Origin of the sequence: Crocosphaera sp. UHCC 0190, from assembly GCF_034932065.1 — a bacterium.
Lineage (GTDB): Bacteria > Cyanobacteriota > Cyanobacteriia > Cyanobacteriales > Microcystaceae > UHCC-0190.
Window position 1 is genome coordinate 144,518 of record NZ_JAYGHP010000010.1, and the last position, 25,587, is coordinate 170,104.

At 40.5% G+C, this 25,587-nt stretch carries 28 protein-coding genes and 1 tRNA gene; 14 read left to right on the top strand and 15 right to left on the bottom strand.

Going from position 1 to position 25,587, the window contains the following annotated elements; translation table 11 throughout:
- Position 1: 1 nt before the first annotated feature.
- Entirely contained in the window at positions 2 to 1,078 is a 1,077-nt protein-coding gene (rfbB, locus tag VB715_RS15175; protein ID WP_323302058.1) for a dTDP-glucose 4,6-dehydratase, read from the top strand.
- Positions 1,079 to 1,196: 118 nt separating this feature from the next.
- Here rfbB and VB715_RS15180 read toward each other — a convergent pair whose 3' ends face one another.
- The 3 genes from VB715_RS15180 to VB715_RS15190 form a co-directional block, all read right to left on the bottom strand.
- Positions 1,197 to 1,772 carry a DUF2808 domain-containing protein gene (locus VB715_RS15180; RefSeq protein WP_323302059.1) on the bottom strand — a complete coding sequence of 192 codons (576 nt, stop codon included), beginning with the start codon at positions 1,770 to 1,772 and terminating at the stop codon, positions 1,197 to 1,199.
- Between the two features lie 147 nt (positions 1,773 to 1,919).
- Positions 1,920 to 3,023 carry an AI-2E family transporter gene (locus VB715_RS15185; protein ID WP_323302060.1) on the bottom strand — a complete coding sequence of 368 codons (1,104 nt, stop codon included), beginning with the start codon at positions 3,021 to 3,023 and terminating at the stop codon, positions 1,920 to 1,922.
- A 38-nt stretch (positions 3,024 to 3,061) separates the two neighbouring features.
- Positions 3,062 to 3,256: a hypothetical protein gene (locus VB715_RS15190; protein WP_323302061.1), complete on the bottom strand. Its 195-nt coding sequence runs from the start codon at positions 3,254 to 3,256 to the stop codon at positions 3,062 to 3,064.
- A gap of 86 nt (positions 3,257 to 3,342) precedes the next feature.
- Between VB715_RS15190 and VB715_RS15195 the strand changes: the two genes are divergently transcribed.
- Positions 3,343 to 4,020: a uracil-DNA glycosylase family protein gene (locus VB715_RS15195; RefSeq protein WP_323302062.1), complete on the top strand. Its 678-nt coding sequence runs from the start codon at positions 3,343 to 3,345 to the stop codon at positions 4,018 to 4,020.
- A 39-nt stretch (positions 4,021 to 4,059) separates the two neighbouring features.
- A tRNA-Arg gene (locus VB715_RS15200) sits at positions 4,060 to 4,132 on the top strand.
- A 64-nt stretch (positions 4,133 to 4,196) separates the two neighbouring features.
- Here the strand turns inward: VB715_RS15200 and rpmA are convergent.
- The 3 genes from rpmA to VB715_RS15215 form a co-directional block, all read right to left on the bottom strand.
- Positions 4,197 to 4,460, bottom strand: a complete 264-nt coding sequence (gene rpmA, locus VB715_RS15205) for a 50S ribosomal protein L27 (protein WP_323302063.1) — start codon at positions 4,458 to 4,460, stop codon at positions 4,197 to 4,199.
- A 44-nt stretch (positions 4,461 to 4,504) separates the two neighbouring features.
- On the bottom strand, positions 4,505 to 4,897 hold the full coding sequence (gene rplU / locus VB715_RS15210; protein ID WP_323302064.1) for a 50S ribosomal protein L21: 393 nt from the start codon (positions 4,895 to 4,897) through the stop codon (positions 4,505 to 4,507).
- Between the two features lie 161 nt (positions 4,898 to 5,058).
- Positions 5,059 to 6,117, bottom strand: a complete 1,059-nt coding sequence (locus tag VB715_RS15215; RefSeq protein WP_323302065.1) for a hypothetical protein — start codon at positions 6,115 to 6,117, stop codon at positions 5,059 to 5,061.
- A 471-nt stretch (positions 6,118 to 6,588) separates the two neighbouring features.
- Here VB715_RS15215 and lysA point away from each other — a divergent pair, with 471 nt between their 5' ends.
- The 3 genes from lysA (at position 6,589) to VB715_RS15230 (ending at position 9,739) form a co-directional block, all read left to right on the top strand.
- Positions 6,589 to 8,013, top strand: coding sequence for a diaminopimelate decarboxylase (gene lysA, locus VB715_RS15220; RefSeq protein ID WP_323302066.1), 1,425 nt, complete (start codon positions 6,589 to 6,591; stop codon positions 8,011 to 8,013).
- A gap of 62 nt (positions 8,014 to 8,075) precedes the next feature.
- Positions 8,076 to 8,990: a diadenylate cyclase CdaA gene (gene cdaA / locus VB715_RS15225; protein ID WP_323302067.1), complete on the top strand. Its 915-nt coding sequence runs from the start codon at positions 8,076 to 8,078 to the stop codon at positions 8,988 to 8,990.
- The gene (locus tag VB715_RS15230) at positions 8,987 to 9,739 is read left to right on the top strand and encodes an isoprenyl transferase (protein WP_323302068.1); all 753 of its coding nucleotides are present in this window, start codon (positions 8,987 to 8,989) and stop codon (positions 9,737 to 9,739) included. The genes cdaA and VB715_RS15230 overlap by 4 nt, the downstream gene beginning before the upstream one ends.
- 749 nt (positions 9,740 to 10,488) lie before the next feature.
- On the opposite strand, the gene chlG is transcribed toward VB715_RS15230, so the two are convergent.
- Genes chlG through VB715_RS15245 form a run of 3 tightly spaced genes read right to left on the bottom strand, consistent with a single transcriptional unit; the run spans position 10,489 to position 12,831 of the window.
- Complete coding sequence (gene chlG, locus VB715_RS15235) at positions 10,489 to 11,469, bottom strand: chlorophyll synthase ChlG (RefSeq protein ID WP_323302069.1); 981 nt, start codon at positions 11,467 to 11,469, stop codon at positions 10,489 to 10,491.
- A 54-nt stretch (positions 11,470 to 11,523) separates the two neighbouring features.
- On the bottom strand, positions 11,524 to 12,612 hold the full coding sequence (locus VB715_RS15240; protein ID WP_323302070.1) for an ArsA family ATPase: 1,089 nt from the start codon (positions 12,610 to 12,612) through the stop codon (positions 11,524 to 11,526).
- A 24-nt stretch (positions 12,613 to 12,636) separates the two neighbouring features.
- Complete coding sequence (locus tag VB715_RS15245) at positions 12,637 to 12,831, bottom strand: DUF2862 domain-containing protein (RefSeq protein WP_323292820.1); 195 nt, start codon at positions 12,829 to 12,831, stop codon at positions 12,637 to 12,639.
- 189 nt (positions 12,832 to 13,020) lie between these two features.
- Between VB715_RS15245 and VB715_RS15250 the strand changes: the two genes are divergently transcribed.
- The 3 genes from VB715_RS15250 to VB715_RS15260 are packed head-to-tail and all read left to right on the top strand — an operon-like array spanning position 13,021 to position 15,535.
- Positions 13,021 to 13,827, top strand: a complete 807-nt coding sequence (locus VB715_RS15250) for an ABC transporter permease (protein WP_323302071.1) — start codon at positions 13,021 to 13,023, stop codon at positions 13,825 to 13,827.
- Positions 13,828 to 13,835: 8 nt separating this feature from the next.
- Positions 13,836 to 14,606, top strand: a complete 771-nt coding sequence (locus VB715_RS15255; RefSeq protein WP_323302072.1) for an ABC transporter ATP-binding protein — start codon at positions 13,836 to 13,838, stop codon at positions 14,604 to 14,606.
- Positions 14,603 to 15,535 (top strand): NAD-dependent epimerase/dehydratase, encoded by a 933-nt coding sequence (locus tag VB715_RS15260; protein WP_323302073.1) that lies wholly within the window; start codon positions 14,603 to 14,605, stop codon positions 15,533 to 15,535. Before VB715_RS15255 ends, VB715_RS15260 begins: the two co-directional genes overlap by 4 nt.
- 309 nt (positions 15,536 to 15,844) lie before the next feature.
- Here the strand turns inward: VB715_RS15260 and psaC are convergent, their stop codons facing one another.
- Positions 15,845 to 16,090 carry a photosystem I iron-sulfur center protein PsaC gene (gene psaC / locus VB715_RS15265; protein WP_008276077.1) on the bottom strand — a complete coding sequence of 82 codons (246 nt, stop codon included), beginning with the start codon at positions 16,088 to 16,090 and terminating at the stop codon, positions 15,845 to 15,847.
- Between the two features lie 134 nt (positions 16,091 to 16,224).
- On the bottom strand, positions 16,225 to 16,617 hold the full coding sequence (locus VB715_RS15270; RefSeq protein ID WP_323302074.1) for a hypothetical protein: 393 nt from the start codon (positions 16,615 to 16,617) through the stop codon (positions 16,225 to 16,227).
- Between the two features lie 126 nt (positions 16,618 to 16,743).
- Between VB715_RS15270 and VB715_RS15275 the strand changes: the two genes are divergently transcribed.
- Both VB715_RS15275 and VB715_RS15280 read left to right on the top strand, forming a co-directional pair.
- Positions 16,744 to 17,418 (top strand): ParA family protein, encoded by a 675-nt coding sequence (locus VB715_RS15275; protein ID WP_323302075.1) that lies wholly within the window; start codon positions 16,744 to 16,746, stop codon positions 17,416 to 17,418.
- Positions 17,415 to 18,035 carry a hypothetical protein gene (locus VB715_RS15280; RefSeq protein ID WP_323302076.1) on the top strand — a complete coding sequence of 207 codons (621 nt, stop codon included), beginning with the start codon at positions 17,415 to 17,417 and terminating at the stop codon, positions 18,033 to 18,035. Before VB715_RS15275 ends, VB715_RS15280 begins: the two co-directional genes overlap by 4 nt.
- Before the next feature lie 225 nt (positions 18,036 to 18,260).
- On the opposite strand, the gene VB715_RS15285 is transcribed toward VB715_RS15280, so the two are convergent.
- Positions 18,261 to 19,454, bottom strand: coding sequence for a TRC40/GET3/ArsA family transport-energizing ATPase (locus VB715_RS15285; protein ID WP_323302077.1), 1,194 nt, complete (start codon positions 19,452 to 19,454; stop codon positions 18,261 to 18,263).
- A 35-nt stretch (positions 19,455 to 19,489) separates the two neighbouring features.
- A complete protein-coding gene (locus VB715_RS15290) occupies positions 19,490 to 19,876 on the bottom strand; it encodes a DUF2358 domain-containing protein (RefSeq protein WP_323302078.1) in 387 nt (128 codons plus the stop codon).
- A 161-nt stretch (positions 19,877 to 20,037) separates the two neighbouring features.
- Here VB715_RS15290 and VB715_RS15295 point away from each other — a divergent pair, with 161 nt between their 5' ends.
- Positions 20,038 to 20,841: a PEP-CTERM sorting domain-containing protein gene (locus tag VB715_RS15295; RefSeq protein WP_323302079.1), complete on the top strand. Its 804-nt coding sequence runs from the start codon at positions 20,038 to 20,040 to the stop codon at positions 20,839 to 20,841.
- Positions 20,842 to 21,025: 184 nt separating this feature from the next.
- Positions 21,026 to 21,268, top strand: coding sequence for a helix-turn-helix domain-containing protein (locus VB715_RS15300; RefSeq protein WP_323302080.1), 243 nt, complete (start codon positions 21,026 to 21,028; stop codon positions 21,266 to 21,268).
- On the opposite strand, the gene VB715_RS15305 is transcribed toward VB715_RS15300, so the two are convergent.
- Together VB715_RS15305 and VB715_RS15310 are read right to left on the bottom strand one after the other, a co-directional pair.
- A complete protein-coding gene (locus VB715_RS15305; RefSeq protein WP_416336941.1) occupies positions 21,265 to 23,751 on the bottom strand; it encodes an ATP-binding protein in 2,487 nt (828 codons plus the stop codon). The two genes, VB715_RS15300 and VB715_RS15305, sit on opposite strands and share 4 nt — an antisense overlap.
- 226 nt (positions 23,752 to 23,977) lie before the next feature.
- On the bottom strand, positions 23,978 to 24,520 hold the full coding sequence (locus VB715_RS15310; protein WP_323302082.1) for a DUF4168 domain-containing protein: 543 nt from the start codon (positions 24,518 to 24,520) through the stop codon (positions 23,978 to 23,980).
- A gap of 109 nt (positions 24,521 to 24,629) precedes the next feature.
- On the opposite strand from VB715_RS15310, the gene rsmH reads away from it, so the two are divergent.
- Complete coding sequence (gene rsmH, locus VB715_RS15315; RefSeq protein WP_323302089.1) at positions 24,630 to 25,403, top strand: 16S rRNA (cytosine(1402)-N(4))-methyltransferase RsmH; 774 nt, start codon at positions 24,630 to 24,632, stop codon at positions 25,401 to 25,403.
- The last annotated feature ends 184 nt before the right edge of the window (positions 25,404 to 25,587 follow it).

Below are 25,587 nucleotides of genomic sequence, written 5' to 3' on the forward strand. Positions count from 1 at the left end.
TATGTTATTATCTGAAGACAAAAAAAGTATCCTAATCACTGGCGGCGCGGGATTTATCGGTTCTAACTTTGTTCATCATTGGTGTCACCAATATCCTGATGCTCATGTTGTCGTTTTAGATGCCTTAACTTATGCGGGAAACCTCGAAAATATAGCCAGTTTAGAAGACAGAGAAAACTTTAAATTTGTTAAGGGAGATATCTGTGATCGCTCTTTAATTGCTGAGCTTTTAAAAGAAGAAAATATCAAGATTGTCGCCCATTTTGCCGCAGAATCTCACGTTGATCGTTCTATTCTTGGCCCTGATGCCTTTATTCAAACCAATGTGATCGGAACTTTTACCTTATTAGAGAGTTTTCGTCATTATTGGAATGATAAAAATAAGCCAGAAGATTATCGTTTTCTTCACGTTTCTACTGATGAGGTTTATGGTAGTTTAGAAGCTGATGATCCAGCTTTTACAGAGACTACGCCTTATGCTCCTAATAGTCCCTATTCTGCCTCAAAAGCAGGGAGTGATCACCTAGCACGAGCTTATTATCATACTTATGGTGTGCCAACAATTATTACTAATTGTTCTAATAATTATGGCCCTTATCACTTCCCTGAAAAGTTAATTCCTTTGATGTGTATTAACATCTTATTAGGGAAACCTTTACCTGTATACGGAGATGGACAAAACATTCGAGATTGGTTATATGTAGGGGATCATTGTTCAGCTTTAGAGACAGTAATTAATCAAGGAAAACCAGGAGAAACCTATAATATTGGGGGAAATAATGAGGTTAAAAATATCGATTTAGTGACCATGTTATGTGAGTTAATGGATGAATTAGCCCCTAATTTACCCGTTAAACCTGCTAAACAATTAATTACCTTTGTTAAAGATCGGCCAGGCCATGATCGCCGTTATGCTATTGATGCCACTAAAATTAAAACAGAATTAGGTTGGACACCTCAAGAAACCGTAGAAGGAGGGTTAAGAAAAACCATTCAATGGTATTTAGATAATCAAGTTTGGTGGCAACCTCTATTATCCCAAGAATATCAAGACTATTATCAAAAAGTATATGGATAAATAGGGCAGTTAGTTAAATTAAGAGAAAAAATATGACTTTGATTTTCCCAATATCTTTCCTTATTCCTGGGATGAACTGTTAGCTGAATTGACTATTAAGCAATCTATGTGATCTCCCTTAAGGAAAGCGATCGCTATGGGGGTAAAATCTTAATCTTCCAGGGCCAAGATACAAACCTTGGGCTTTTTTTCCCACTGGATAAGCAGTAATACCAAATTGATAATTTCCAGCAATTTGAGGATTTTTTTGAGGTTTAAGTCCAATGCTAAAAGTTTTTCCTGGTGGGATAGGTGGCTCAAAATTAATCGTAATTTTATTATTGTCAAGATTCCGTTTCACTTCAGCAACAGTTAAATTTTCACCTCTATTAATGGGTTTACCTTCAAAGGCAAAAGTTTCCTCCAGATAAAAATATATTGTATCTGGGCCTTGACTTTGTTGAATCGTCAATTTTTGTAAGGGTTCACCTACATTTTCGGGTAATTCTAGGGTGAAATAATAGTTAGCACCTCTAACTCTAATGCTACTTAAAGTTGTCGCCACATCAACAAGACGAGGGGATTTATTAAATATAGTAACACCATTGCCTATTTCTAGAGCCAAGAGAGGAGCAACACTCAACACCAAAGCACTGACAATTCCTAACATATATTTTAAGGCAATAAAACCTTTTGTTTTATGTTTGGCAGTCATTAAATCATAATTTACGATCATTTGATAAAAAGGAAGTAATGAACAGTCATTTTTGATTACGATCTACATCATAGCTTATTGATAAGCCATTGTGTATTTAAACTGCTTATTGGTTAAATGAAATAAAAAAGTTATACCACAATAATATTATTCAATATTTTTATTTTCTGCTTCTTCTTCTCTCGAAGATAGTTGAAAGGATTCAGTTGTATTTTTTGATGTTTTTGACTCAAGTTGCCATTGATCTAAAACATCTTTAACTAACACTTCTTTTAACCATACTTGACAAACAACTGCTAAAGGTAGAGCTAAAAATAATCCTAAAAATCCAAAAATTGTTGCAAAAAATACCTGAGAGAGTAAGGTCATAGCAGGGAGTAGAGATACTCGATGAGCCATGACTAAAGGCGTTAAAATATTCCCTTCAATCTGCTGAATAGTAATATAAAGAATTAGCACTGTCAGGGATTTCCAAGGAGCTTCTAATAAAGCGATAGCCATGGGGGGAATCACACTTAAAGCTGGGCCAATATTAGGAATAAAAGTTAAAATTCCAGCTAACATTGCTTGAGCTAAACTGAGGCGAATTCCCAAAATTGACAAGCTAATAAAACTCAAAATAGCAATAACTGTCATATTAAATAAAATCCCTAATAGCCATCCTTGTAATGCTTCATCACATTCCGTTAAAACCTGATCAATTTTCTGTCGATAAAATGAAGGAAATAAACGAATAAATCCTTGACGATAGGCGTGAGGATTTGCTAATAACATTAAACTAAGAGCTAATAACAATAAAAAAGTCAAAGGGATTCCTAATGTCATATAGAAAACATTTAAACCTTGACCTGCAATTTGCTGTACTAATGGTTGTAATTGTTGGAGCAATTGGTCTGTGGTTGGTAAGGATTGAATTAATTCAGGATCGAGGCGAGAAACAAATTCTTTTAGGGTAATAATTAATTGATCAATACCTTGGGGAACTAATTTTAATAACTCAGGTAATTGTTCAGCAAAAGGAGGAATAATAATCCAGAAAAATGCCGTTAAAGTAGCGATTAAAAGGCTCATAGCTAAGAGAACAGCATAACTGCGACCTATGCCCCATTTTTGGAACCTTTGAACAGCATGATTTAGGGAATTAGCAATAATAACTGCTGTAAATAATAACAGCAATAACTGACGAATTTGCCAGAGTATATAGAGGGAAATTGCTAGGATAATAAAGCCAAGCCATTGAGAGAACGTCATAAGCAACTTAGAGATTAAGTGTTTGTCTAAGAAAGGATTTATAGATGAGAAGATTTCTCCTTGATTCGCCACACCAATAATAAAGTCATGCTTAGGGGAAGAACCATGACAAAAATGGTGGCATTAATATGATTAGGAACCACAGGAATCAAAGGAGCAAGATATTTAATTATCAGAGAAAATCCCAAAGAGATCATTAAAATTTTCAGAATAAAACCCATGATATTGTTCATATTTCCTCATCAATAAAGTTTATAATGATCAATGTAACCTAACATGGTATGGTACTGATTGCCGTCATTCTAGACTTAATAAATTAATGTCCGAGATTGAAACCCTGTTAGTGCAAATTCGTCAAGAAGCAGAACGAAAACCCTTTCCCGTTGATCTTCCTATTTATCAGGCGGCAGGGAAAAACCCTGCTGATGCTATATTATATGCGGGAAATCTTAAGAGTCAGATCTGCTTTTTTGGCCGAGATTTGGGACGGGATGAAGTTCACGCCGGACAACCCTTAATTGGCGCAGCAGGAACCCTGGTACGCAAAGGTTTTTATTGGGCCATGAATAAAGAAACCCCCACCAATCTAGCTGACTTACAAACTGTTTGCGATCGCGTTTTATTGACCAACACAGTTCCTTACAAACCCCCAGGTAATAAAGCCTATTCTACCGAAGTTAAGGAAAGATTTCGCCCTTTTGTGGCCCAACTATTAGTCCTGTATTGGCAAGGCACTCAAATTATTACTCTGGGGACAGAAGCGTTTAAATGGTTTACCCCCTATACGACAAAAGCAGAGATGGATAACTTTTGGCAACGCAGCGATCGCTATGAAGCTAAACTCCCTATTACCCTCCAAGGGAGCGATGATCAAGGAAAGTCGTGTCAGCGTCAAGTTTATCTACTTCCTTTGCCTCACCCTTCCCCCCTCAATCAACGATATTATAGAAAGTTCCCCCAAATGCTACAACAACGGTTAAATGAATTTGAGTTTTAGCTCTGATTGCGCTAAAAAACAGGTTACAATGGGAAACATGGGTGTGTAGCTCAAAGGATAGAGCAACGACCTTCTAAGTCGTCGGTTACAGGTTCGAGTCCTGTCACACCCGTTAATAAACGTAAAGACACCCTAATTAGGGTGTCTTATTGCTTCGACAAAGAGGCTAACTTAAGTTATTCAGCGGCCACAGGATAAATGCTGACCTGTTTGCGACTTCTGGTTTTATGTTCAAAGGTGACGATACCATCGATCAAAGCAAACAGGGTATCATCATTGCCTCGTCCTACATTATTCCCAGGATGAACTTTGGTTCCCCGTTGACGAACTAGAATATTGCCAGCTTTAACAACTTGGCCACCATAGCGTTTAACCCCTAGTCTCTGAGATCTAGAGTCACGCCCGTTTCTGGTACTACCCGTTCCTTTCTTATGAGCCATAATTCCTTCTTATCTATTTCCTGTTGATTGTTTCTATTGTAGATTTATTCTTCCTCATCGGTTACTGTTGTCACTAAGACTGGTTCTGATTGATCTACAGAACTTTCTGCAATGACGGAACCGTTAAGGGTGATGGAAGTAATCATCAGACGGGTTAATTCCTGACGATGTCCCCGTTTTTTGCGGGTTTTCTTCTTGGGTTGCATTTTATAGACGATCACTTTACGTCCCCGTCGATGTCTTAAAATGGTTCCTTCAACGGTTGCTCCTTCAATAAAAGGCTGTCCTATGGTGATTTCATCATCATTGTTAATCAACAGCACTTTATCAATGGTATAAGAATCGCCCTCATCAGAGAAGAGACGATTAAGGTCATAAAAACGCCCTGTTTCAACGCGGAGTTGTGTACCACCCGCTTCAATAATTGCGTAACTCATAAATTTATCCTTGGTCAGTTGCCGTACAGGTAGCAGAAAGGGAAAGATTTAACGATCACAGACTGCTTTTTATCGATGCCATACCTGATCCGAGCAGGAATTAGACACACAATCCCTTATTATCCTAGATAATTTTGATAGATGTCAAGTTAAACGATTATTTAATTCTCGTCACCAAAATCAATATAAGACATTCCTGTTTTCTTGTCGGTAAGCCATTTTTGATACTTTTCATAAATTTCAATCCCCGGAATGGGTTCCTGGAATTCTTTGGGTTGTTTATATTCTGTGGGAGGATGTTCTAGACGAATACTGATGATGGCATGATAAGGCTTAAACCATTTCCGCATCACCTTGATCAACTCATCAAACTTGAGATAAGAAATCGCGTGTCTGTTAGAAAGAGCAATAAATTGAATCATCAACGTATAAGTTTCTGGGTTACTTTGTCGCTCAGCCAGCCCAATAATCTGTCTTAGTTTTTCAAAAACACTATAATTAACTACCACCAAAGCCATTAAACTCTTAAAATCCTGTAAATCACTTTTGCCCAAATTTTGAATCATTTCCGAAATGATCCGCAAAATAGAATAGTCAGCTAGTTGATAGGTTTTGAAGAGAGAAAGCAATTGTAATCCCAGTTCACTTTCTGATAATTTATCCAGGTGTTTGGCGTAAGATTGTAAAGCAGTTTTTCCTTCTTCTGTTTTAACTTGGGGGAGCAGATCAGCTAGGCTTTCTTGTAATTGTTGACGAAAGGCTTCTTTATTTTCGTGATCTTTTAATAAGTTCTCAACTAATTGATAAAATTCTTGTTGTTTAGTACCACGATAGCGTAATTCAGTTTGGTCAATAGAAATGAAACTATCTTTGGCTTCAATGGCCACTTTCAGGAGTTGTAAACTACGATAAAGTCCAGCATACTCGTTCAGATCTCGTCCAAGCAAATATTTCATTTTGACAAAGATCAGAAATTCTTCTTTACCAAATTTCTCATTGTCGATCGCTTGGGCCGTTTTGGCAAAAACCAGCACATCCGTCATTTCCCGATTATGAAGAAACTTAGCACTCTCAGACACTTCTGGCTTACTCAATTTGCCAAATAGCTCATCAACCAGACTATCTTCACCAATCACATTACGATTCCACCAAGGGACATCTTTAGTAGCATCATGGGGGGTTGGGGAAATCGATGTAGAAGTATCAGGGGTATTATTCATGGGGTTTCTCCTCTAAGAGCGCAGACTTCATAGGGTTTGGGCGTTATTAACGTAGGCTCAAGATCATGATCCTGGTTCCATAAAAACCAAGTTTTCTCTGACTTACCCAGTTGACCAAGATTTTGACTACAACTTTAGGTTGCCCAAGAAATCCCCAAATCTAACGTCATTAGACAATGGATTGAAGCAGAAAAAAGTGGAAAATTTTGTTAAGCCGTGGAAATCTAGGCAATAGATGACAATGTTTCAGAAAGTTAGATGTAGACTGGTAAAGGGAGTATACAGCTACGGGAAAGGCAAAAGGCAAAAGATGACTCCACAAAGGTTTCAACTTTTACCGATGTCCTAACCCATGATTAGACGGCTGTGACTTGATGAGTCTTTCAAGCATCATTGAGTGTGAGTGATCCATTGTCCTCAAAGTCTCCCCAAATACTTAACCGTCTCATCACCTAAGACCAAGGGTAAACTATGATATCTACAGAGATCAGAACGCCCCATTCGGGACAAGATTATTTGGAGAAAAGCGCGACAGAATCTCCGAGGCGATCGCCTAACCAGTCTTTACTTCCCCTAACAGCCAAGATCAAAGATAAGGATCTGTTAGAAATTGGAGGCTGTGATCTCAAAACCCTAGTAGAACAATTTGGCTCACCTTTGTATATTCTGGATGAAGTCACCCTAAGAACTGCTTGTGAACAGTATCGAGACAGTTTTAAAACCTACTATCAAGGAGAATCTCAAGTCATTTATGCCTCAAAAGCTTGGAGTAGTCTCGCCGTCGTTAGTGTCATTGCCAGTGAAGGATTAGGCTTTGATGTCGTGTCAGGAGGAGAACTGTATACCACCCAAAAAGCCTTAGAAAAAATGGGTTATTCTCCTCAACAAATTGCTCAAACAATTTACTTTCATGGTAATAATAAATCCCTAGAAGAATTACAATTAGCCATTGCCATCGGTTGCACAATTATTGTGGATAATTGGCTAGAACTAGAAACCCTAGTCAAATTAGGCAATGCCACCCCAAACGTCACCATTCCCATTTTGTTGCGGCTCACTCCAGGTATTGAATGTCATACCCACGAATACATCCGTACCGGACACCTTGACAGTAAATTTGGCTTTGATCCCAATCAAATTGAAGCCGTATTCACCTATGTTGCCCAATACCCTTGTCTTAATTGTCGAGGATTACACGCCCATATTGGTTCCCAAATCTTTGAACGTCAACCCCATCAAGACTTAGCAGGTGTGATGGTGGAATGGCTGAAAAAAGCACAAGATTACGGGTTGCCCTTAACAGAATTAAACATTGGCGGAGGCTTAGGAATATGCTACACAGAAGCCGATGATCCCCCCAGTATCGAAGAATGGGTCAAAGCCGTCAGTGAAGCCGTCATGAAAGCCTGTGAAGGGCAGAAAATTGCCCTACCGAAACTAATTGCTGAACCAGGGCGATCGCTAGTTGGTCCCGCTTGTGTTACCGCTTACACCGTAGGCAGTCGCAAAGAAATTCCCCAACTGCGTACCTATATTGCAGTGGATGGAGGAATGTCCGATAATCCCCGGCCTATCACCTATCAATCCCTTTATCGTGTCGTTATTGCCAATCGAATGTCAGTCCCCATCACAGAAACTGTCACAGTGGCCGGCAAACATTGTGAATCTGGAGATATTTTAATTAAAGATGCTCAGTTGCCTCAAACTCACCCAGGGGATATCCTGGTAGTAATGGGGACAGGAGCCTACAACTATAGTATGGCTTCTAATTACAATCGTTTGTCGCGGCCGGCTGCCGTTTTAGTTCATGACGGAGAAGCTAACCTGATCCTACAGAGGGAAACCTATGAGGATCTAATTCGACAAGATTGTTTACCCCAAAGGCTTCTAGCCTAACTGAGTTCCTATTCTATTATTGTCCTTGTTCTGATTCATCATTCATCTTGCCATCCTCCATCATGTCGGGTGAGCCTCCTGACCATCACTGGATACCCCCTGGGCTAATTCATAACGGCCTTGATATTGGGTTAGTGTTGTTATTGACCTATTTGATGCTTCTCGCCATTGGGGAGCGTCGTACCTTGTGGATGGTTCGGGGGCTAATTATTCTAATGCTCGCAGCAGTAATCAGCGAAAAGCTCCAATTGACACTGCTGAAGTTCGTTCTGGAAAAATTAGTTTTAGGGGCCGCCGTGGCCATGGCCGTCATTTTTCAAGGAGAGTTTCGACGCTTTTTGGAATTGTTGGGACGGGGACAACTTATGCAATTATTTAAACGACGGCGACCAACAGCTAAACCCGATAGTGTGGTAGATGAACTGGTGGAAGCGATTCGAGAACTTTCTCAAAACCGCACTGGGGCCTTAATCGTGATTGAAACCTCGGCTTCGATAGATACAAGGGTATTTGTGAATCCTGGGGTAACGGTTAATGGCGAAATTTCTAAGGAACTCTTACAAACGATTTTTCAACCGAAAACCCTACTCCATGATGGGGCAGTATTTATGCGGGGATCTCGTATTGTTTCGGCAGGAGTGATTTTACCCCTATCGGATAAAACCGCTTCCCGTCAATTAGGGACGCGACATCGGGCCGCCATGGGCATTACGGAAAGGGTAGATCATTGCCTTTGTGTTGTCGTTTCTGAGGAAACGGGTTCCATTTCCTTAGCGGAAGGGGGTATCTTGGATCGTCCCCTAACTAGCAGTAAACTAAAAGAGCTACTGGATCAACGATTTTCCTTACTGGTTGAGCGAGAATCCGTTGCCCCTGGTTGGGGTCTTCTCAGCCGTACCTTTGGCTTACAGGGAAGACGCTTTTGGGAATCTATCTTTCATATCTCGTCATCTAACTCACCAGAAGAGAAGAAATGACTGTTAAACAGCCTATTGTGTTAAACGATTTACCCATTGATCTCGATTCAACTCGCCTACCAAAACATATTGCTGTCATTATGGATGGCAATGGACGGTGGGCCAAGCATCGTGGCCTGCCCCGCATTATGGGCCATCAACGGGGTGTGGATACCCTTAAAGATTTACTGCGCTGTTGTCGAGATTGGGGTATTCCGGCCCTGACTGCTTATGCCTTTTCCACGGAAAATTGGGGGCGACCCCTAGAAGAAGTGGAATTTTTGATGACCCTGTTTGAACGGGTGTTACGCCGTGAATTACAGGAGATGATGGCAGAAAATGTCAGAATCCGTTTTGTGGGTAATTTGGCGGCTTTACCATCTTCTTTACAGGCGGAAATTGACCGTTCGATGAAGGATACGGAAAATAATACGGGAATTCAATTTTCTGTGGCGACTAATTACGGGGGCCGTCAAGAAATTGTCCAGAGTTGTCGGGCGATCGCCGATCAAGTTAAACAAGGGTTGATTAATCTGGAAGACATTAATGAGGCTTTATTTGAGAAGTATTTATACACCACAGGTATTCCTCATCCTGATTTATTAATTCGTACCAGTGGCGAAATGCGGTTGAGTAATTTTTTGTTATGGCAATTAGCTTATGCGGAAATTTATGTTACCCAAACTCTTTGGCCGGATTTTAATCGGGAAGAACTACATCAAGCTTTATTAGATTATCAACAACGGGAACGACGGTTTGGCAAAGTTTAGCCATTTTTTCGATAAACTTAACTTTTAAAAAATCATTCTATTGTAGGGGTTTAACAGTGTTAAACCCACATCATCATTAAACTTTAAAAAAATATCAAGAGAACCTGATCTCACGGGGTGACAAGCTCGTTGAAACCGTGAGGAGGACTGAGATTTAGCCAACCGCGAAACCTAAAAAAATTGTCAAAAATTTGCAGATTATTGAGAATGGAGGGGCGGTGCGCCGCCGCCCCTTCGTGTTGATTTTTTAGTCAACACGAAGGGGTTGAATATGTCTTGAATTTTTTAGCAAAAAATTCAAAAATGGGAAAAATATTTAACTAGATATCAAGCTCAAAAAAGGTTAATTTAAGTTAAAATAAGAAGAGAATATTAAGCAGAAAATTCTATCAAAGACATGGCATTTAAACCTCTTTGATAATTGCTTAATTTCTGGGGATTATTCATGATCATAATGTTTACAAAATCCGAGCAAAAATCCCAGGCATTAATCCAGAGGCTGCCATAAAGTCCTATCCAAAAATTACTGTGTCTTCTATCGCGTCTTGATTTTTCAGTTAGACGAGCAAGATATTTTGTCTAAAAGATGCCAATAAATAGGTAAAGCTCGCTTCTTCCAAATGACAGCTACGACAAAAACATTTTTGTCCTTCCATTGTGTTCGGTCAATTGTTATAATTAAACGAGAACCGATTTTAAACTCTTTATTAATGATAGATTTTAGATCTGACTTCTGACTTCTGACTTCGTTACACTCCTGCGTGTCCCAAAGCTAAACCTGCGACTAACATACCTAAGACCAAGAAAGGTTGTGCGCTGGCTTGATATTTAACATCATTTTCTAAGGGGTTACGCAAAAAATACATATCTTGAAAGGTAATTTGAGGAATCACCAACAACAGCAAAATTGCCGCATAAAGATTCTGATGAATATAAATTAAATAAGCTCCAATTCCGGCTTGAAACACATCAATCATAATCACACAAATCCAAGCTGCTGTGTTAACTCCAAACATCACAGGTAAAGATTTTAAGCCTAATTGACTGTCCCCTTCCACACTCTTAAAATCATTAACCACTGCAATACCCAAACCAGCCAAACTATAAAACAGAGTTAAGACAATTATTGTCCAATTTAACTCACCAAATAAAGCATGGCCAGCCCACCAAGGTAAGGCGATATAACTCGCACCGAGAGCATAATTTCCTAACCAACCATTTTGCTTTAACTTGAGGGGAGGAGCAGAATAAATATAGGCCAAAAATGCGCCCCCTAGGGTCAAACAAAGCATAATCGGGAAGTCATGGCCCGCCCAAACATCTAATCCATAGCCTAAGGCTAACCCTGCCCCTAATAACACGAAAATTTGTGTGACAACCTGCGGCACCGAAATAGCACCCGACGGAATGGGGCGATAGGGTTCATTAATGGCATCAATTTCCCGGTCATAAAAATCATTGAGGGTTTGGGTATATCCGGCCATCAAAGGGCCTGACAATAACATACAAGCCGCAGCCCTCAGAAAATCTTCTGGTGTCCAGCTATAGCCCCCCGAAGAAGCTGCACCACAGACAACACCCCAAATTAAGGGTATCCAGGTGATAGGCTTCATTAACTGTAACCTTAACTTCCAGATAGAGGTTTCCCCAGAGGTGGCCCCCTTCATGCCTAATAATTGGCGGGTTTTTCCGCTTTTTTCGGTCCCATTAGTGGTAGAAGAGTCAGACATAAACGATTAATTGTAATAATAATATTAGGGGCAATGATGCCCCTAGAGAACACTTCACAGAGAAACAATTAGATAATGATTTTGGAACTTTGCCCCTTTTACCGACTGTCCCGCGAGAGGAGAGGGTAACTCAATATTGCGCCGCTGATCTCCCGCTTCAATGGTTAATTCTGGGCCATATTGGGTTAACTTGACTTGGTTTTTGGCAAATCCAGGTAAAAACACCTTAACTTGACGGGCTGCAAGATCAATGGTCACAGGTTTAGGGACTTGAGATTCCCCGAAAAAGTCCGGTAGGGCATCCATTAAAGGTTGCCAGTTATCACCTGACCTTTGGGGTAGGTTAGACACCTTTAAGGGGTCAAATTCTGCGGCTAAGGGGTTGTTTCCTTGCTCTTGGTTGAGGATAACGCCCTTCACTGTTAAGCCCACTTGTTGGGCCCCTCCCCAAAAATATTTAGCTGATGCGATCGCCAGTTCATCTTCTGTGGTCACTAAATAAGCGGCGACGCGCTGGCCATCCCCCAAAGCAGCCTTTCCGGCCTCTAGGATATCATTAGCCTGGGTATTGGCTAAATCATCCGCACTCCAAGACACATTTAAAATGGCACTGGTAATGGGTTGGACAAAAGGAGATAAAGCTTTACCCACATCTGACTCGGTAAATATCTGACGAAACCGCCGTACATACCAACTGAAAATCTCTGGAATGCCAAACATTCGCAGGGTATTTAAGGCACTATCGCCGTCATAGATGATGACATCATATTTGCCGCTTTTGTCGTATTCTCGCAGGGAATTAAGGGCTAAGGCCCCATCCATCCCTGGTAAGATCCCCAATTCTTGCCCGTAGACATTTTTGAGAGTCGGCGATCGCAAATATTTCGCCTCTAGATCCTTGACATCTTCCCAACCTTGTGATAGGAGTTGAGCGGATTGTAAGCTAACCACCTGAAGATTGCTGGCCACTTCCGTAGGGGAGGAGTTTACTGGCGTACCGAGTAAGGTAGTTAATACCGGAGTCAAATCTTGAGAAACAAGCAGAACGCGAGAGCCAGCTAATGCTAACTTTTTAGCTGTAGCGATCGCCACTGTAGAGCAACCGCTACCGCCTTTTCCTAAAAAGGTCAAAATCAAAGCCATGAGAATTAATAAGGGTTCTCGTGATTATTCAACGGGTTTGAGTTCATCCCCAAAAAACCAAGTGGCGGTTTTATCGGCAAACTCAACCACGGCACCAATGCCGCTACCATCTGTCATTTTAAAGTCTTTGATGATGCCTTGTTTGCCAAGCTTATTGACGACTTCACCGGAGACACGATCTCTAAGACGAATTACTTGAACTTTCTGCCCGATTTCCATTCCCAATTACACTAATATGCTAATGAATCATTCCTAAGTGTAGCGGAATCTGGCCTCATCTTATCCCTCTTTGGGGGTTGGGTGAAGAAGAAAGTTTTATCGTACCATGAGGGAACAACTCGACAAATGTACCTGACATTTAATACAATACGCCTTTAAATCCTGACCTGTCATTAATCAATCTCTATTATGACCTTATCACTAAAAGCAAGCCTCCAGGGATCGTCGATGAGGCGATATCTAGAGCTACTACACATTTTAGTAGAACGAAATTTAAAAGGACGTTATCGAGGCTCGTTTTTAGGGGTTTATTGGTCATTGCTCAATCCCCTGATTATGACAGGCCTCTACACGGCGATTTTTGGCGCAACTTTTGCCAGTTATTTTAATAATTCAACCCTAAACTATATTTTAGCGGCATTTACGGGGCTAATTGTTATCAATTTTTTCTCATCTGCTACGACTCAAGCCTTGTCCAGTGTGGTAGGGAATGGCTCACTCCTTAATAAAGTTCGCCTTCCTATGACCATTTTTCCTGTCTCTATGGTTGTGGCTAATGTCTTTCAATTTGTCATGGGGCCTTTACCTTTATTAGCAATTGTCACCTTATTTATTTCTAAAAATCCCCTGAATGTCATCGCCTTAATTTTTCCTATTATTGCTCTCAGTCTGGTTTGTACCGGAGTCGGGTTTTTAGTCAGTGCTTTGTATGTTTTCTTTCGAGATTTGCCCTATTTTTACGAATTAGTTTGTTTTGTTCTGTGGATTAGCTCACCCGTTTTTTATCCGTCTGAAATTGTTCCCAAAGCGGTGCAACCCTTTTTACTCCTTAACCCACTCATCCCTATTATTGACAGTATTCGCCAGATTTCTCTCAAAGGTACTTTACCTGAGCTTTCTTTAATCGGACATTCATTGTTAAATGGGGTTATTCTCTTGGGGTTAGGTTGGATTTGCTTTCGAGCCTGGGAAAAGAATTTTATGGATTTGCTTTAATAGGTTAAATGATAGAAGTAATTAGACTGGATCAAGTTTCTCTGTGGCGTAGAACCCAAGAAGAGTTTTCTTATGATTTGAAGAAAACTGTCTTATCCATGCTGGAGGGAAAGTACCGCCAACCATCCAAAAAATTAATTCTTGACAAGATTGATTTAACGGTCAACTGCGGTGAAAAAATCGGGATTATTGGCTCCAATGGTTCGGGAAAATCCACCTTGCTTAAAGTCATTACGGGAATTTTGCAACCCTCATCGGGACAAATTCGCGTCAAAGGGGAAATTGCCCCACTGATTGAGTTAGGGGCAGGATTTGACGGAGAATTATCGGTCATAGATAATATTATTCTCTATGGGGTGATGTTAGGTTTTTCTCGTCAAGAAATGAAGGCCCGTGTTGCTTCAATTTTGGACTTTGCGGATTTGACTGACTATGAATTATCCCCCGTCAAAGCCCTCTCGTCAGGGATGACAGCCCGTTTAGGGTTTGCCATTGCCACGGATATCAAACCGGATATTTTAATTCTTGATGAAGTCTTATCCGTCGGGGATGAGAGTTTTAAAAATAAATGCCAAAAACGGATGGATAAACTTTGGGGCAACAATACAACTATTTTGGTGGTTTCCCACGGATTAGAGTTTATTCAACAATCTTGCGATCGCGCAATTTGGCTAGATCGCGGTAAAATTCGATTTGCTGGTAATACAGATGAAACGATTCATCATTATCTCACAGCAGTTCAAGAAGGTTCAGACATAGGATTACAGACTCATCTATGAAAATTTTAATCACAGGCGGGGCCGGCTATATTGGCTCAATTTTAACCCCAACCTTATTGGCTAAGGGCCACGAAGTAACGGTTTTAGATAGTTTTATCTTTGGTCAAAATAGTTTGGCTGATTGTTGTCATTACGATACGTTTAATGTGGTACGGGGTGACTGTCGTAAGGAGTCTTTGATTAAAGAATTACTCAAAGATGCTGATATTATTATCCCCTTGGCCGCGTTAGTGGGTGCGCCCCTTTGTAGTCGGGATGAAATTGGGACCAAAACCATTAATTATGAAGCGGTTAAAATGATTTGTGATTTGGCTAGTCCAGAACAACGAATTTTAATGCCTGTTACCAATAGTGGTTATGGTATTGGGGAAGCGGGTAAATTCTGCACCGAGGAGTCTCCTTTACGTCCTATTTCTCTCTATGGTACGACGAAAGTTGACGCAGAAAAGGCGGTTTTAGATCGGGAAAATAGTATCACTTTCCGACTCGCTACTGTCTTTGGGATGTCCCCTCGGATGAGGGTAGATTTATTGGTGAATGATTTTGTTTACCGTGCCTTTTATGATCGGGCAGTTGTCATTTTTGAAGGGCATTTTAAACGCAATTATATCCATATTCGGGATGTGGCGAAAGCCTTTGTTCATGGGATTGAAAATTTTGAAACCATGAAAGGTAAACCCTATAATGTGGGGTTAGAGGATGCCAATTTATCGAAGTTGGAATTGTGCGCTGAAATTAAAAAGTATTTACCAAAATTCGTGTATTTAGAAGCACCTATTGGAGAAGATCCTGATAAACGGGATTATATTGTTTCTAATGCTCGTATTCTCAAAACTGGATTTGAACCTGAATGGCCGTTAGGTCGGGGTATTCGGGAATTAATCAAAGGTTACACTATTTTACGCAATAGTGTCTATTCCAATGTTTAATAACTTTGGTTTGATTATTTGATTGATATAGCTAGGGGTCAACGGCCGTTGACCCCCAATACTGCGTAGGTTAACAAGTTTTTCTACTGTTGACAGGGATAGGTTCGGGTGGGAAGACAATAAACTTCTTTCCCCCCACACCCCCCACACTCCGTATCTCATAGAGTTTTTGGACTTAACCGAGCAGAATTGAACTCTCTATTGTCTATTTCCTAACAAAAAAAAGAGGGAATAAAAGATTCCCTCATGCTCTTGAATTTATAGGTACTTAAAAGTGTGTTAATGATGACACGCTTAATTCCATGTTTGTTAGTAGGCCAGTCCCATACTGCGGGTGGTTTCTGCTCCAAGATAGACACGGATGCTTAAGAAATCGGTAGGACAGGCTGTTTCGCAGCGTTTGCAACCCACACAGTCTTCTGTGCGAGGGGAAGAAGCAATTTGGCTGGCTTTACAACCATCCCAAGGAACCATTTCTAAAACATCCAGGGGACAAGCGCGGACACATTGGGTACAACCAATGCAGGTATCGTAGATTTTAACTTTGTGTGACATTGAGTTTTCGGCTCCTTAACCGAGTGTTCTCCTACTTAAAACAGTCGGGATTAAGGGCTAGTTTACCGCAGAGGTAGAAGATACTTGTGAAAATCGTGACAGAACTTTAAATTATGTAACAGTTGGCAGAAAATTTAAGATGATTCACTATCTCCTATTTGCTTAACCGAGACATCGATCACCTCGACATCAATGGTTCCTGGCGGGGTAATGCGCTGAAAATGGCGGTCTTGTATTTCTAAGGTTTCCCCACAATTCGGACAACGGCATTGTGTGTTATTAAACCCAGTAAATTCATAGCTACACACAGGACACTGATCTTCCACTAAGTTCCTTTGTACCCACCAGCGCAATACCCAAAAGGCGATCGCCGGGGTAACAATAATAATCCCTAACAGAATTAAAAACCCGTTGACCACCCAACCTAAACCCACTGCCCCTAATAATAGTCCCAAGACAATCAAATTTAATAAACAGCCTAAACCAGAGTTATTTAGCCATAATAGTTTTGGGGGATAATTATTCACGATGCTCTCCCAGGTTGCTCATTTGTAGCACTCACGTTTTTCTATGCTATAGCAAATGAGGTAGTAGGGTGTAGGGATAGTTTAGTGATAAAGTAGGATAATTCACTCATGGGTTGAGAAGGCAGCATGAGTCAGGGGAACAGTAGCAAAAGATCAGATTCATCATCAACAACGGTTGTCGCCATTATCAATGGAAAGGGTGGAGTGGGGAAAACGACGACTGCTGTTAATATTGCGGCTATTTTAGCGGAGAAACATAACGTTCTCTTTGTCGATGCTGATCCCCAAGCTTCGGCGACTTGGTGGACGCAACGGCATAAAGAGGGGGTTAATTTTGATTTAACGGAAGAAACTAACCCAACACTGTTAGAAAAACTCCGTCAAATACAAGATTATGATTTAATTGTGGTTGATACACCTCCGGCATTGCGTTCAGAAGCTCTACAGGCGGTTATTTCTTCTGCTGATTACTTGGTTTTGCCTACGCCTCCCGCAGCGATGGATTTAACGGCACTGATTGAAACGGTGAGAACAGCAGTGATGCCTTTTAAGATCGCCCATCGGGTATTATTAACTAAGGTGGACTCCCGCAGTTTAAAGGAAACCCTAGAGGCTCAAAATACCCTTTTAGAGTTAGGCATTCCCGCTTGTCATGCCTTTGTACGTCAATATAAAGCTCATGAACGGGCTGTTTTAGACGGGGTTCCTATTACAGAATGGCACGGCAAAAATGCGAAGGAAGCTCAAGCAGACTATCGCCGTGTGGTAGAAGAATTACAACGAGATTGGAATAAATTATGACAAAACAACGATTATCTGATTTAATTCGCAACGAAGCGACACAAAATCCTAAACTTGAAACTTTGGTTTCTCAAGGGGTTCAGGAAACCTTAGAAACCGTTGATATTTCTGCAAATTCTTCTAGCAGTCGTAGTCGTATGACGAAAGCACAACTTGATGAGCTTGTGAGTGAATTAACAACGACTTTGGACGCTGAAAAAGAGCGAGTTAATACTTTACAAACTGAGATTAATACTTTAGAAACTACTGTTAAACAACAAGATGAATTAGTCAGTCATCTTCAAGAGCAATTAACCCAAGTGGAACAACATAAAACTGAAGTTAATGAGCAAAAACAGTTAGTGGAAAAATTATACGCTCAACTGCAACAAAAAGACGAAATAGCGGCTCAATTGGCAGAAAAGGAACAAATCATTGAGACTTTGCAAGCTGAGCTAAATCAAGTACAAAAAACGATCAAACCTGCCCCTAAATCTCAGGAAATTGTTGCACCCAAAAAAGTATATCAAGAATCTGCTTTAGCGAGACAAGCGAGAGAATTAGAAGCATTTACTGCTCCATCTTCTGCCAGTCAACAGAAAGAATTAACTAATCAAGATATTGGTTGGTTTGATTAATTGTAGGGTGGGCATTGCCCACCTTACTTATTTGTCAATATGAAGATAAATATGATTACTGGATTAGAACCTTTTTTAATCGATATTGCCGATAATACACCATTGTGGGCGCAAGCATTGCGCCCTACAGTGGGATGAATTCCGTTTTTGTAGGGGCGTATTGCATACGCCCTTTGTTCGATAAGATGCGCTTATCACCATAAGTACAGGAGAGGGTAAGTCCTGTTAAACTTTGGCCCCAACTCCACTACTAAAGCGAATTTTTAAGTAATCTTCCTCCATTTTTGCCCCTGAAGGTTTCAAAGCAGCTAACGCTTGAGGTAACACTAAATTACGGCGATGATTACCAATTCTGATGTTTAATTCGTCTCCAGTTTTATTGAGTTGAACTTGTTCTTTTGGAATTCCTGGTAAATACAACTCTAAGCTATATTCCTGATCTTTTTGAACAATTCTAATTGTGTTTTCTTCATGATAAACCTTCGCAGGATCTTCATCTTTGTAGAGAGTATCTTTCAGTCTTTCTAAAGCTGCCATGCCACATAATTCTTCTGAAAATAATGGCACTTCTTTAACCGGTAAAGGATGAAAATCATCATAAATTTCCTGCTTATAAATCTGTTGATTTTCTTTCCATTTTTTAAAGAAAGGATCAGTCACAGTGTCAGGAATAATACGATTAGCGATTACTAAATCTGTAGAAACATTGTACAAACTTAAATAAGCATGGGCCCGTAAAGATTCTTTAATCACCATTTTTTCGGGATTAGTGACTAAACGGACGGAAGTTTGCTTATTATCCGTCAAAACCTTCTCTAATGCTTCAATTTGCTCGTAAAATTCATAGGGTGCGTCCATTACCTCCTTATCTGGTAAAGAAAATCCGGCGATCGGTCGGAACAAAGGTTCTACCAAGGGACGCAACGCAACGGACATCCCTTGTAACGGTTTATAAAATCTTCTCATATACCAGCCCCCCACTTCAGGGAGACTAAGCAAACGTAAAGCAGTTCCGGTGGGGGCAGAATCTATAATTAAAACGTCGTATTCTCCCTCATCATAGTGGCGTTTCATGCGAACCAAGCCAAAAATTTCATCCATTCCTGGTAAAATAGCTAATTCTTCCGCTTGCACCCCATCTAACCCTCTTGCTTGCAATACCTGGGTTATATAGCGTTTAACTGCCCCCCAATTCCCCTCTAATTCCATCAATGCGTCTAATTCTGCCCCCCAAAGGTTAGGACGCAGTAAACGAGGATCATGGCCTAATTCTAGATCAAAGCTATCGGCAAGGGAATGGGCCGGGTCGGTACTTAAGACTAAGGTTTTATATCCTAATTCCGCACATCTCAGGCCAGTGGCCGCAGCGACGGAGGTTTTACCAACCCCTCCTTTACCAGTCATGAGGATTACACGCATGATTTTTTCAGAAAAATTTACATTACTTATTTTTATTATGAAGGATTTGGGAAAAAATGTTGTTTCACCACGTCCCACTTGGAACAATTCCAGTAGTCAATGTGAGAGGTAATGAGGTTTTGGTCATTAATGCTTAATTCGCTGCTTCCTGGGATAGAAATAGAGGGTTTCCAGGGGAGGGGGGTTGTCCAGTGGAGTGTCCATTTTGTATGAATTATGTTATCAGATTGATAAATATTGTGTAATTCTAAATCAATATTTTTGAACCAAGTTGACATAAATTGAATCATAGTTTGATAGCGTTTAATTCCCGTAAATTCAGTCATGGGATCTTTAAAGTAAACATTTTCGGCATAAATTGAGTAAGTTTGGTTCTGGGGAAATGTTTGGTAGTCTTTTTTGATTATGTCTAGGATATTCATGATTAAAAGTGATTGGATTTTTATTTGGAAAGCAAGGAAACAAACATAATTAGCCTAAAATAAAGCAATTTTATCTTAATTGTAAAGAATAAATTAAAAAAATCAATAACAAATTTTCCCTTAATGAAATTCTCAGATAATTCTCAGATACTTGTGGGTCAATGAATCTCGTCGTTAACCGCTTTTACCAAAATAATCAGAAGATGAATAAAATTATCATAGGCAGTTTAGTTGCACTCAGTTCCTTGTTTTCTCTGACTTTACCCTCCAAAGCAGCAAGGATTCAAGTCACTGTCACTAACCTCACGAATAACAGTGTTTTTAGTCCTGTTAGTAGCATTTTTCATGATGGTAGCTTTGACAATTTTAATTTAGGTGAAGCTGCTTCTCTGGGAATTGAAAGAATAGCTGAAGATGGAAATGGCTCATTCTTGAATGCTGATGCAATTAGTAGTGGTTTTGTCGCAGGAAGTGTCGGAACAGGGCCTATTACCGCAGGAGTGACTGTTTCGGGGATTTTTGAAGTTAATCCAAGTCTTGGACGCTACTTTAATTTTGCTTCGATGTTTGTCCCCAGTAATGACGCATTTATCGGCAATGATGACCAAACAGAGTATCAAATTTTTGACATCAATGGGAAATTTATCTCTCAAATAATTGATGTTCCAGCCTTTGAAATTTGGGACGCAGGGACAGAAGTTAATGACGAAATCAGTCCTAATGCAGCAATTCCTGGTCAAAGTGGTATTGCGGGTGCAGGAACTACTGAAGGTGGTGTCGTTACGGTTCATCCCGGATTTACTGCTGGTGGTAATTTAGAACAATTAGGGTTTACCAGTCCGACTAACCTTCCTTCTCCTGTGTTCAGAATTACTATCACCTCTGTTCCTGAACCTAGCACCTTACTTGGACTCTTGACAGTTGGTGGTTTGTCTTTGCTCATCAAAAGAAAGAAGCAAAACTAAATAATTGTCACCTATAAGTTGGATGTGAAACTTCTCATGATTAATGAGTAAGTTTCTTTTTTTTCTTGATCATTTAATGAAATCTAGACTTCTTGTCAAAGCAGATATGAGAGTTTGGAACAATTGACAAAATCATCAAGTCATCAAATATGATCTCATTTAAACAGATATAAACCTTTCCACCTTGCCATTTACTATTATTGCCCCCAAACCAGGGCCAACCACAAGCGATCGCATTCTAGAACTCATTTTAACTCACCCTCATGGCATCACTGTTAAAGGATTGAGCGATCGCTTAAATCGCCCCGTTTCGATGATACAACATTGCCTAAAAGATCTCGCGTCCTTAAAAATTGTAAGGGCCGAACTTAATCCAGATGATAGACAATGGGTTTATTATCCTGCTAGTAAACTAACAGAAAATTAAACTTGGCTTTGGGCAGCAAATGAAATCACTTCCCACAGTTGTTGAATTTGATGTTTATTATCAGGAATTAAACAAGGAAAGACCGATAAATTGTCAATTTGGTTTGCCGCTTCTGTGGTGGTGACATCTAAAATCACCAAAGGTAGTGCTGATAATTCAGGTTGTTGAGATAGGGACTGTAAATAACGGCTCGGATTTTCAAGAAATTGTCCATCCAACACCAGCACATCGATATCCCAGACATTGGTCAACATTTCTGCCTGTTCGAGATCATCCGCTTCCAAAATGCGATGATTAAACTGAGATAATTGAGCAATCAATGTCCACTCTAACCGCGATCCCAAGGACATTCCCTGTTCTTTCCCTTGAGGAAAATTAGGGTTCAGACGCAAAATCGTTAGAGCGCGAGTCTGGGGGATATGTGTCGGCTGTACATTCTCTAAAATCTTCTGTAAGGCTAGTAAATCAGCAGCAACAGGGAAGAAACCATCCGCGTAGTTATGTTCCTTTAAAGACTGATTTTCTGGGGTAGCCGTTACAAAAATGCGAATCTCTTTAGTTTGAGGATCGGATTTCAGTAAGGTTAACACATCCCATCCTGATAATAAGGGCAATAAGGGATTGAGAAAAACCGCATAAGGCCGCAATTGTCGGGCTTTTTCCACCGCTTCCGTCCCCGTGCGAGCAATCACCACACGATAGCCTAATTGAGTCAACTTACCTAGTAAATCTTCGATCGCCTGGGGAATCGCTTCAACAATTAATACTAAGGGATTACAAGATTGTGTATTCGGTTTGATTTCTGGTTTTCCAGGAGACGGAGGTAATAACAAAGTAAATTCACTACCTTGGCCCGCTTTAGAGACAAAAGAAACTTCTCCACCGTGGGCCCGGGCCAATCTTTGGGTTAAAACCAAACCTAGTCCCGTTCCTTCAAACTGTCGAGTCAGGGGATTTTCTAATTGTTGAAATTTCTGAAAAATCAGATGTTGACACTCTTCAGGAATACCAATTCCCGTATCCCAAACTGTAAAGGCGATCCAATTTTCCCAGCGATTGACTTTCAGTCCAAATTTTCCCCCAACTTGGGTAAATTTCCTGGCATTATCCAACAGATGAACCAACATTTGATGGATTCGTAATTCATCCGCTATCAGTAAATTTAAACCAGGTTCTATTTCCAAACTGAAAGACAAAGGAGAGTCAGTTTTTGCTTGATATTTTTCCTGAATTGAATAATAAGCGCGTTCACAAAGATTTTTAATGGTCAACGGCACAAATGATAATTGAAGTTGCCCCGTTTCCAAGCGAGTTAAATCCAGTAAATCATTGACTAAGGTCATCAGTTGACGACCACTGCGATAAATTAATTCTGCATAATGAACTTGACGCGCATTGAGTTCGCCAACTTTTTGCTCTTGGAGGAGACTGGATAACCCAACAACCGCCGTTAAGGGGGATTTGAGTTCATGACTGATACAAGCGAGGAATTCATCTTTCATGCGATTTAGTTGCACTAAATCAGCATTTTTGGCGGCTAATTCCTGACATAATTGTTGTTGTGATGTAACATCCGTAGCAACCACAATGGAGATCGTCGCCGAGAATTTGTCTGTGGTCAGAGGACACTTCACAAATTGCCAAACCCGTTCTTTACAAGAAACGGGTTGGGGTTGGATAGTATTAAAATCTGGGGAAAAGGAGGGATAGATTTCGTCTCCGTAAGGAGAGGGTTCTAATTCCGTAACACCATAGGGAAGCGACTTTAACCATTGAGAACGGGAAATATCTGTCACTGCGGCAGAATTTTGAGCGACCCATTCCGAGTAAAATTGTCCGTGAGCCGGAGATCGATTAACCCTTGAAGTCTGGGTGTGTAACGGTAACATTTGTTCAGCGGGGAGAGGGCAGGCACTAGCATCATCTGGGGGAATAAATTCCCCAATTTGTTCCCGCCAAGTCCGGTTTTGTTGAATAATATCGCCCTGTTCTGTCTGTAACATCACCGGAAGGGGCAATTCTTCTAATAATTCTGTTAGGAGTTGCTTGGCCGAGTTAACTGAAAACGACTCTGACCCTACAGTGTTTTTTTGAGCGAGGAGAGTTTTTAAAATGCGCCAACTGTCGAGCAACCCTAAAAATCTACCCCGTTCATCGATCAGACCATAGATAGTTTGGGAGGGGTCTGTTCTTGCCTCGTCTTGTATGTAGGGCAAAAACTCAGCTAAACCTAGATGAGAGGGAATCAGCACCAGTGGACTTAAACAAGTCTGCCAATCCCAAGGCGCAAAGGAAGCTGGAGATTGACTCCATTTCCAAGACCTGATATCGAGTTGATCGGGTGTGATCAGAGGCTGTTCGATCAGAGTCAGCATTAATTGACGACTGGAAATGATTCCCAATGGAATCTCATACTCATTAACCAAAACAACGCTATCATACTGACTTGATTGAAATTGGCTAATTAGCTGATGGACAGTCACAGGCAGGTGACATAGAGGGACCGGTTGAAGAAAGTGTTGGAGGGTAAGCATTGAGCTAAGATGGGGGACTGGGTGGCCAGAGACAAGGGAAGACAGTCTTCTATTCTAATATGCCTTGATTTTCAACACTTAGAGACTGATAAATTACAATTAATTACAATTCTCAGGATAGGTTCATATAGTTTGACTTTTCAATCACATTTTTTTAACATTTTCTACTGATTCTTTACTGGGGCTGTCTTATACGGATCATAGCATTTTGAATGCGTTTTTTCAGGGTTTCGTCTTTTTGCGCGCTTTCCGTAATAGTATTAAATTGATTTGAAGTGAGTCCGCTCTCTTGGGCAATCTTTTTGGATTGATTACAAAATTCAACCGCAACTTTTTGGGCATCTGTTGGTAGCGGTTTGAGAGTCTGTGGTCGATCACAAGCAATTTCCGGTGGGGGATTACCGATAATTTCCTCAATCTTCTGATAAGCGGTTTGACGCTGAAATTCTATCTTCAGCACCGTTTGGGCATAATTGGTAATATCTTCATCACTAAAGTTTGTCTCTGGCGGCGAAGTTCTTGGGGAAAATATGGGAACAAAATTACAGCCATGAAGAATACCGAGAATTGCTAGTAAACTAGACATTAGAGAACGAGTCAAAGTTCTGTTCAAATTTAAGAGGGAACAGTGAATAAACACCATGCGTTGAGCCGCCAAGTATATAATAATAACTAAATCCCCGCCTGGGTTTCTTTTTTTTTGAATTATTTTAAGCATTATAAGTTCCTTATGATCCCCAGAAAAAATTTAGACCGGAATATTGGTATTTGGCCGGTTGATCCTAGTCTGGTTCTTTCCTATGAATAATACAAGCAAGGTTGAGTCTATAACCTCCCCTTTCCTCCATATTCCCGTCTTGTCTCAAGAACTGATTTCTGGCTTACAAATTTGTCCAGGTGGTCATTATTTAGATGCTACCCTTGGCCGTGGCGGCCATACCGGCTTAATCTTGGAAGGGTTTCCTGATGTCAGAGTAACCGCAATTGATCGAGATCAAGAGGCGATCGCCGCTACCCAAGAGACTCTCTCTCACTTCGGGGAAGATAGATTAAGATTTTGGCAGGGAAATTTTGCGGACTATTCAGGACAAGAAGCAGAATTTTCGGGAATTATTGCGGATCTAGGGGTCAGTTCCCCTCAATTTGATGTACCAGAGAGGGGCTTTAGTTTTCGCCATGAAGCTCCCCTAGATATGCGAATGGATCGTCAACAGTCCCTTACCGCGCAAGATATTATTAATTATTGGTCAGAAAAAGACCTGGCCGATCTTTTTTATCGCTATGGGGAAGAAAGGCGAGCGCGTCCTCTGGCCCGTCATCTTGTGCAAAAACGCCCTTTTAACACCACCACAGAACTTGATGAATTATCATCTTTAGAGAAATTTCTGCAAAAAGCCCCCCATTGGTTACAACCAGGAGGACATATTGCCATTATTAGTTTCCATAGTCTTGAAGATCGTATCGTTAAATATGCCTTTCGGGACTCTCCTGAGTTAATTATTATTACTAAAAAGCCTCTAATTTCCCAACCAGAAGAACAGGCTAAAAATCCCCGTTCTCGTTCTGCAAAGCTGAGAATAGCGGAACGAAAAGCTAATTAAACTTTCCCATATCCGTGATTATAGATATTGCCAAGATTTAGATAAGTATAGTATCTTTTTTATCCCAATGTCGCCAGAATACCCCATCTTCTCAAAAAGTTGGGGATGAATGGCGACCAACAAATAAACCGAACCGTTGCGGAGTCAATATATAACTTAACTTTTTTGCATAAAACAGATAACC

Bases quoted from the DNA above. Each gene is read 5' to 3' on its own strand.
- rfbB (WP_323302058.1), top strand. From the start codon at position 2: ATGTTATTATCTGAAGACAAAAAAAGTATCCTAATCACTGGCGGCGCG.
- VB715_RS15180 (WP_323302059.1), bottom strand. From the start codon at position 1,772: ATGACTGCCAAACATAAAACAAAAGGTTTTATTGCCTTAAAATATATG.
- VB715_RS15185 (WP_323302060.1), bottom strand. From the start codon at position 3,023: ATGACGTTCTCTCAATGGCTTGGCTTTATTATCCTAGCAATTTCCCTC.
- VB715_RS15190 (WP_323302061.1), bottom strand. From the start codon at position 3,256: ATGAACAATATCATGGGTTTTATTCTGAAAATTTTAATGATCTCTTTG.
- VB715_RS15195 (WP_323302062.1), top strand. From the start codon at position 3,343: ATGTCCGAGATTGAAACCCTGTTAGTGCAAATTCGTCAAGAAGCAGAA.
- rpmA (WP_323302063.1), bottom strand. From the start codon at position 4,460: ATGGCTCATAAGAAAGGAACGGGTAGTACCAGAAACGGGCGTGACTCT.
- rplU (WP_323302064.1), bottom strand. From the start codon at position 4,897: ATGAGTTACGCAATTATTGAAGCGGGTGGTACACAACTCCGCGTTGAA.
- VB715_RS15215 (WP_323302065.1), bottom strand. From the start codon at position 6,117: ATGAATAATACCCCTGATACTTCTACATCGATTTCCCCAACCCCCCAT.
- lysA (WP_323302066.1), top strand. From the start codon at position 6,589: ATGATATCTACAGAGATCAGAACGCCCCATTCGGGACAAGATTATTTG.
- cdaA (WP_323302067.1), top strand. From the start codon at position 8,076: ATGTCGGGTGAGCCTCCTGACCATCACTGGATACCCCCTGGGCTAATT.
- VB715_RS15230 (WP_323302068.1), top strand. From the start codon at position 8,987: ATGACTGTTAAACAGCCTATTGTGTTAAACGATTTACCCATTGATCTC.
- chlG (WP_323302069.1), bottom strand. From the start codon at position 11,469: ATGTCTGACTCTTCTACCACTAATGGGACCGAAAAAAGCGGAAAAACC.
- VB715_RS15240 (WP_323302070.1), bottom strand. From the start codon at position 12,612: ATGGCTTTGATTTTGACCTTTTTAGGAAAAGGCGGTAGCGGTTGCTCT.
- VB715_RS15245 (WP_323292820.1), bottom strand. From the start codon at position 12,831: ATGGAAATCGGGCAGAAAGTTCAAGTAATTCGTCTTAGAGATCGTGTC.
- VB715_RS15250 (WP_323302071.1), top strand. From the start codon at position 13,021: ATGACCTTATCACTAAAAGCAAGCCTCCAGGGATCGTCGATGAGGCGA.
- VB715_RS15255 (WP_323302072.1), top strand. From the start codon at position 13,836: ATGATAGAAGTAATTAGACTGGATCAAGTTTCTCTGTGGCGTAGAACC.
- VB715_RS15260 (WP_323302073.1), top strand. From the start codon at position 14,603: ATGAAAATTTTAATCACAGGCGGGGCCGGCTATATTGGCTCAATTTTA.
- psaC (WP_008276077.1), bottom strand. From the start codon at position 16,090: ATGTCACACAAAGTTAAAATCTACGATACCTGCATTGGTTGTACCCAA.
- VB715_RS15275 (WP_323302075.1), top strand. From the start codon at position 16,744: ATGAGTCAGGGGAACAGTAGCAAAAGATCAGATTCATCATCAACAACG.
- VB715_RS15280 (WP_323302076.1), top strand. From the start codon at position 17,415: ATGACAAAACAACGATTATCTGATTTAATTCGCAACGAAGCGACACAA.
- VB715_RS15285 (WP_323302077.1), bottom strand. From the start codon at position 19,454: ATGCGTGTAATCCTCATGACTGGTAAAGGAGGGGTTGGTAAAACCTCC.
- VB715_RS15290 (WP_323302078.1), bottom strand. From the start codon at position 19,876: ATGAATATCCTAGACATAATCAAAAAAGACTACCAAACATTTCCCCAG.
- VB715_RS15295 (WP_323302079.1), top strand. From the start codon at position 20,038: ATGAATCTCGTCGTTAACCGCTTTTACCAAAATAATCAGAAGATGAAT.
- VB715_RS15310 (WP_323302082.1), bottom strand. From the start codon at position 24,520: ATGCTTAAAATAATTCAAAAAAAAAGAAACCCAGGCGGGGATTTAGTT.